Consider the following 1,028-nt stretch of genomic DNA (forward strand, 5'->3'; position numbering starts at 1 on the left):
CCGGTCAGTAGCATCAGCTGCCCGGTGCGGGCGAGGTCTTCGAGCGCGCGGTCGAGCGCGGGGAAGATCCCGACCAGCAGAGCTCGCAGCCGGTTGATGGTGCGGGTGCGGTCGGCGACCAGGTCGCTGCGTCGGGCGGTCAGCAGTTTCAATTCCACGGTGACTTCGTCGCCGGGACGTAGCGGGCGCAGATCGCGACGCATTCGTGCCTGATCGGCGATGATCGTGGCGTCTCGCGAGTCGGTCTTGCCTTCTCCCCGGTAGCCGCCTGCCGCGCGGTTGAGGGTGCGACGACCGGGCAGGTAGAGCAACTGCTGGTCGTGGGCGATGAGCAGACCGATCAGCAACGCCGCACCGCCGTCGGGCACGTTCATCGCCCAGGTGACCTCGTCGCCGAGGCCGTCGACATCGCCCATCGGACAGACGAGTTCGGCCTCGTCGTTGGCGACTCGCTGCGACAGCAATCGCTTTCCGTCGGAATCGACGACCGCACCGGCGTTGTCCTACACAGCGATTCGCTCGCACATCCCGATTGGCGGCCGGGTCGTCGCGGGAACCGGGCGGCCAAGTCTCCGGAGCCGTGTTCGGCGACCTCGTGAAAGCCACACCCGATTCCCAAGGCGTGCACGAGCATAAAGACAGGCGTGCACTCCTGGCCATCAGTTATGTCGATCTCTGAGGCCCATTCGCGCAGGAGACCCTGAACTCTCCGTCCGAGTTCGGCAGGCTCGGCCGGGGTCGCGAGTTGCACCCGATCAGTCATGCATGCTGCCCGTCTCGATTCATGACTCGTCAGGTCGGCGGCCCGCATCCAATCGGCCAACTTCCGCAACTCATACTCGACGCCGGCGCGCTTGGCGAATCGCGCGTGCGGGCGCGCCGCACCGTCATTAAAGTCGTCGGCAGACCAGCACACCCCGCCATCCATCAAGCTCCACCAGCTTGTGCGTGCATCTCGCGCGAGCTCGGGCACCTGCGCGACAACGCCGATCCGTTCCAGCTTGCGCAGATGGTGGCTGATTGAGGTT

Annotated in this window: 2 protein-coding genes; one reads left to right on the plus strand and one right to left on the minus strand. The window is 66.0% G+C overall.

Annotated elements, in window-relative coordinates:
- Nucleotides 1-464: IS110 family transposase (locus ON20_RS25810; protein WP_040839621.1), on the minus strand; the 464-nt coding region annotated here is incomplete at its 3' end.
- 320 nt (nucleotides 465-784) lie between these two features.
- On the opposite strand from ON20_RS25810, the gene ON20_RS36810 reads away from it, so the two are divergent.
- Entirely contained in the window at nucleotides 785-1,024 is a 240-nt protein-coding gene (locus ON20_RS36810) for a hypothetical protein (RefSeq protein ID WP_157228997.1), read from the plus strand.
- The last annotated feature ends 4 nt before the right edge of the window (nucleotides 1,025-1,028 follow it).

Source organism: Nocardia brevicatena NBRC 12119, assembly GCF_000308495.1.
Lineage (GTDB): Bacteria > Actinomycetota > Actinomycetes > Mycobacteriales > Mycobacteriaceae > Nocardia > Nocardia brevicatena.